The organism is Intrasporangium chromatireducens Q5-1 (assembly GCF_000576575.1).
In the GTDB taxonomy this organism is placed as follows: domain Bacteria; phylum Actinomycetota; class Actinomycetes; order Actinomycetales; family Dermatophilaceae; genus Intrasporangium_A; species Intrasporangium_A chromatireducens.
Window position 1 is genome coordinate 1 of sequence record NZ_AWQS01000271.1, and the last position, 4,705, is coordinate 4,705.

The window sequence follows — 4,705 nt, forward strand, 5'->3', positions numbered from 1 at the left end:
GGCCGGCACGGGCGCCACCGTGGCCGAGGCGCTGCGTCAGCTCGCGACCGGCGAGGACATGTTCCTCTTCCCGTCTCTCGCACTCGCCGCGAGCGAGCCCGCCAGCACCTTGTCCTCGGCGGCGGGCCGTGCCGGCCTCAGCTGGCCCCTGCACGGGCCGGAGGCGTCCGGCTTCGGGCCCCGCATCCACCCCGTCCTCGGTCGGCCGATGTTCCACACCGGCATCGACCTCATGGCAGCCTGCGGCACCCCGATCCACGCTGCCGCCGACGGCCAGGTCGTGTATGCCGCAGTCACCCCCTCGTGGGGCCGCCGGGTCATCATCCGGCACAGCACGAGCCTCGAGACCGGCTATGCCCACATGTCCCGGTTCCTCGTGGCGCAGGGCGACCTCGTCAAGCGCGGCCAGGTGATCGGACTGGTCGGCACGACCGGCTGGTCCACCGGCTGCCACCTGCACTTCGACGTCATCGTCGACGGCAACTACGTCGACCCGGCCCCCTACCTCGGGCTGCCGGGCACCTCGCCCGACCAGGTCCCCTACACCGCCGCCCCGCACGTGGAGTCGGGTACGCCGGGCTCATCGCCGCGAACCGTCGAGGACGGCGACGTCCCGGTGACCGCGGCCGTGCGCCCGAGCCCCAGGCTCTCCGCCCCCGACGCCCCGGCGCCCAGGCCGCCGAGCCCGAGCCCGTCCACGACCGGCTCACCCACGAGCACCTCCAGCCCCAGCACGTCGGCGACGAGCGGCCCCACGACGAGCAACCCGGCGCCGACCGGCTCTGCCACCACCGGCAGTCCCACCACCACGAACGCCCCGGCCACCGGCACCCCGGCCACCGGCACCCCGGCCCCCACCACGACCGTGGCCGCCAGCTCCACCACGACGACCACGACGACCGGGACGACGACCCAGGTGCCGACCGGCTCGGCCACGTCCGGTAGCAGCCCGACCACGTCCGCGTCGAGCAGCGAACCGTGTGACTGTGCCTCGACGAACGGGACGCCGACCGGCACGACGGGCTCGACCGGCACGACGGCGTCGACCAACACCTCCCCGAGCACCACGGGCACATCGGCCACGAGCCCCGGCACGGCCACCTCGCCCGACTGTCCGGACACCTGCCCGACCACGACCAGCGCGACCTCGAGCGCCACCGAGACGGTGGCCGCGACGACGCAGGCGCTTCTCGCGAGCACCGCCGGAGCGTCTCGGAACTGACCTCACGATTCGGGCACAGCCGGGGGTGTTGCTCGCCCTGCGGGCTGCTACCCGATAGGTTGCGCGAATGGACGATTCCACCCCGGCCATGACGCCTGACGCCACGCGTGATGCCGACCGGACCACGCGCGAGCCCGTCGTCGTCGTGGACCACGTCAACAAGCACTTCGGCGACCTGCATGTCCTCAAGGACATCAACCTCACCGTCGGCAAGGGCGACGTCGTCGTCGTGCTCGGGCCATCCGGCTCCGGCAAGTCCACCCTGTGCCGCACGATCAACCGCCTGGAGACCTTCGAGTCGGGCCAGATCCTCATCGACGGCCAGCCCCTCCCCGAGGAGGGCAAGGCGCTCGCCCAGCTGCGCGCCGACGTGGGCATGGTTTTCCAGTCCTTCAACCTCTTCGCCCACAAGACGATCCTGCAGAACGTCACGCTCGGGCCGATCAAGGCCCGCGGGCAGAACAAGGCAGCCGCGGAGAAGCGCGCCCTGGAGCTGCTCGAGCGCGTCGGGGTGGCCCAGCAGAAGGACAAGTACCCCGCCCAGCTGTCCGGTGGCCAGCAGCAGCGCGTCGCCATCGCGCGGTCCCTCGCGATGGACCCGAAGGTCATGCTCTTCGACGAGCCGACCTCGGCCCTCGACCCCGAGATGATCAACGAGGTCCTCGACGTCATGACCAGCCTGGCGAAGTCGGGCATGACGATGATCGTCGTCACCCACGAGATGGGCTTCGCCCGCCGTGCCGCGGACCGCGTCGTCTTCATGGCCGACGGGGAGATCGTCGAGCAGAACACTCCCGAGGAGTTCTTCACCAACGCCCAGTCCAGCCGGGCCAAGGACTTCCTCAGCAAGATCCTCACGCACTGATCACCCGCCGACGCGACGGCGAGGGCCGTCCCGGCACCAAGAGGAGGGAACAACCCACATGAAGTTCACCCGCATCGCCGTCGCCGCCGTCGCGTCGGCCGCTGCCCTCGGTCTGGCCGCCTGTGGCGGCGGCAGCGGCGGTGGTTCCGGCTCCGGCTCCGGCAGCACCGTCAAGGTCGGCATCAAGTTCGACCAGCCGGGCCTCGGCCTCAAGGAGGGCTCGAACTACTCAGGCTTCGACGTCGACGTCGCCAACTTCGTCGCCAAGGAGCTCGGCGTCACGCCGCAGTTCGTCGAGGCAGTCTCGTCCCAGCGCGAGACGCTCATCTCGACGGGCCAGGTCAAGTACATCGTCGGCACCTACTCGATCACCGACAAGCGCAAGAAGGACGTCTCCTTCGCCGGCCCCTACTTCATCGCCGGCCAGGACCTGCTCGTGCGCGCCGACGACTCGTCCATCACCGGTCCGGACAGCCTCGCGGGCAAGAAGCTCTGCTCCGTCAAGGGCTCGACGTCCGCGGCCAACCTGCAGAAGAAGGTGCCGGGGGTCAACCTGCAGGAGTACAACACCTACAGCCTGTGCGTCGACGCGCTCAAGGCCAAGAACGTCGACGCCCTGACGACCGACGACACGATCCTCGCCGGCTACGCGGCCCAGCCGCAGAACCAGGGCAAGCTCAAGGTCGTCGGCCAGAAGTTCTCGACCGAGAACTACGGCGTCGGCCTCAAGAAGGGCGACCAGGAGTTCTGCAACAAGGTCACCGCAGCGCTGCAGAAGTTCATCGACTCCGGCGAATGGGAGAAGTCGGTCAAGAAGTACCTCGGCCCGGCCAACTACCAGCCGGGTCCTGGCAACCCGCCCAAGCCGACCTGCCAGCTCTGAGCCCAGCCACGGACGGGAGGTATGCCGCTCAGCTCGGCGAGCTGAGCGGCATACCTCCCGCTCCCGCGGGGAGCGAGCCGCCGTCGCCTCCGCACCCTCGTATCCCGAGGAGGACCGCACATGGGTGAACTGTTCGCCCAGTACAACATCTTCGCCGCGTTCGGCATGACGATCCTGCTCACCGTCTTCGCCGCCATCGGCTCCCTCGTCATCGGCACCGTCGTCGCCATCATGCGCGTGTCGCCGGTGGGGGTCTTCCAGCGCGCGGGCGCCTTCTACGTCAACACGTTCCGCAACACGCCGCTGACGCTGCTGATCATCGCCGCCAACATCGTCATGATCGTCAACCTCGGCTTCAGCTTCAGCGAGGACATCGCGCGCGACAACATCATCTGGGCGATCATCGCGCTGTCGGTCTACCACGCGGCCTTCGTGTGCGAGGCGCTGCGCAGCGGCGTCAACACCGTCCCCGTCGGGCAAGCGGAGGCGGCCCGCTCGATCGGTCTGACCTTCGGCCAGAGCCTGCGCGAGGTGCTGCTCCCCCAGGCCTTCCGTGGGGCCATCACCCCGCTCGGCAACACGCTCATTGCACTGACGAAGAACACGACTGTCGCCACGGCGATCGGCGTGGCGGAGATCAGCGGCCTGATGAAGCAGATGATCGAGTTCCGCTCCGACCTGCTGCTGCCGATCTTCCTCATCGTCGCGATCGGCTTCGTCATCCTGACCCTGCCGGTCGGGATCCTGACGACCTACCTGTCCAACCGTCTGGCGGTGAAGCGATGAGCGCCTCAGTCCTCTTCGACGCGCCGGGACCGAAGGCCCGGGCGCGCCATGCCGTCCTCACCGCCGTCGGCATCCTGCTCATCCTCGCCTTCCTCGCGTTCGCGCTGTGGAAGCTCGGTGACAAGGGCAACCTCGCGCCCGAGCTGTGGACCCCGTTCCTCACGAGTGAGATCTGGGTCAGCTACCTCATCCCCGGCCTGATCAACACCCTCAAGGCGGCGGCCGTCTCGGTACTCCTGGCGGGCATCTTCGGCCTCGTCTTCGGCCTCGGCCGGCTGTCCCACAACGGCGTCGTCCGGTGGGTCAGCACCGTCGTCGTCGAGTTCTTCCGTTCGGTGCCAGTGCTGATCATGATGATCGCGTCGTTCTACCTCTACGCGAACAACAATGTGTTCAGCAGTGACCTCAACCCGTTCGCGGCGGTCGTCACCGGCCTGACCCTCTACAACGGCTCGGTCGTCGCAGAGCTGATCCGCTCGGGTGTGGGCAGCCTCCCCAAGGGCCAGGCCGAGGCCGGCCTGTCGATCGGCCTGACGCGGAGCCAGACGCTGCGCACGATCCAGCTGCCGCAGGCGATCACGGCAATGCTGCCCGCCCTCGTCAGCCAGCTCGTCGTCGTCCTCAAGGACACCGCGCTCGGGCAGATCATCACCTATCCGGAGCTGCTCACGACCTACTCCCAGATCGGCTCCTACAAGGGCAACATCGTCCCGTCGATGATCGTCATCGCGATCATCTTCATCATCATCAACTACGTCCTCAGCCGGCTCGCCGGCTACGTCGAGGGCCGGCTGCGGTCGCGGGGACGCGCAACCATTCCTGGCCCCACCGTCGGCACGGACGCCACCGCTGACGTCGAGACGACCGCGGTCGACGAGACCGGGGCACCGAGCGGCCGCTGACCGGCCCCCAGACACAACGAAGGGCGGTCCCGATCGGGACCGCCCTT

The 4,705-nt window shown here is 68.8% G+C and carries 5 protein-coding genes; all 5 read left to right on the top strand.

What is annotated here, in order from left to right; all coding sequences use genetic code 11:
- Positions 1-1,222 (top strand): M23 family metallopeptidase (locus N864_RS23815; protein WP_051518818.1); only part of this gene is annotated, 1,222 nt, incomplete at its 5' end.
- A 67-nt stretch (positions 1,223-1,289) separates the two neighbouring features.
- Positions 1,290-2,087, top strand: a complete 798-nt coding sequence (locus tag N864_RS19320) for an amino acid ABC transporter ATP-binding protein (protein ID WP_476702744.1) — start codon at positions 1,290-1,292, stop codon at positions 2,085-2,087.
- Positions 2,088-2,145: 58 nt separating this feature from the next.
- Complete coding sequence (locus N864_RS19325; RefSeq protein ID WP_034721109.1) at positions 2,146-2,970, top strand: glutamate ABC transporter substrate-binding protein; 825 nt, start codon at positions 2,146-2,148, stop codon at positions 2,968-2,970.
- 120 nt (positions 2,971-3,090) lie between these two features.
- Positions 3,091-3,756 carry an amino acid ABC transporter permease gene (locus N864_RS19330; RefSeq protein WP_034721110.1) on the top strand — a complete coding sequence of 222 codons (666 nt, stop codon included), beginning with the start codon at positions 3,091-3,093 and terminating at the stop codon, positions 3,754-3,756.
- Positions 3,753-4,658, top strand: a complete 906-nt coding sequence (locus N864_RS19335) for an amino acid ABC transporter permease (RefSeq protein ID WP_034721112.1) — start codon at positions 3,753-3,755, stop codon at positions 4,656-4,658. Before N864_RS19330 ends, N864_RS19335 begins: the two co-directional genes overlap by 4 nt.
- The last annotated feature ends 47 nt before the right edge of the window (positions 4,659-4,705 follow it).

Bases quoted from the DNA above. Each gene is read 5' to 3' on its own strand.
- N864_RS19320 (WP_476702744.1), top strand. From the start codon at position 1,290: ATGGACGATTCCACCCCGGCCATGACGCCTGACGCCACGCGTGATGCC.
- N864_RS19325 (WP_034721109.1), top strand. From the start codon at position 2,146: ATGAAGTTCACCCGCATCGCCGTCGCCGCCGTCGCGTCGGCCGCTGCC.
- N864_RS19330 (WP_034721110.1), top strand. From the start codon at position 3,091: ATGGGTGAACTGTTCGCCCAGTACAACATCTTCGCCGCGTTCGGCATG.
- N864_RS19335 (WP_034721112.1), top strand. From the start codon at position 3,753: ATGAGCGCCTCAGTCCTCTTCGACGCGCCGGGACCGAAGGCCCGGGCG.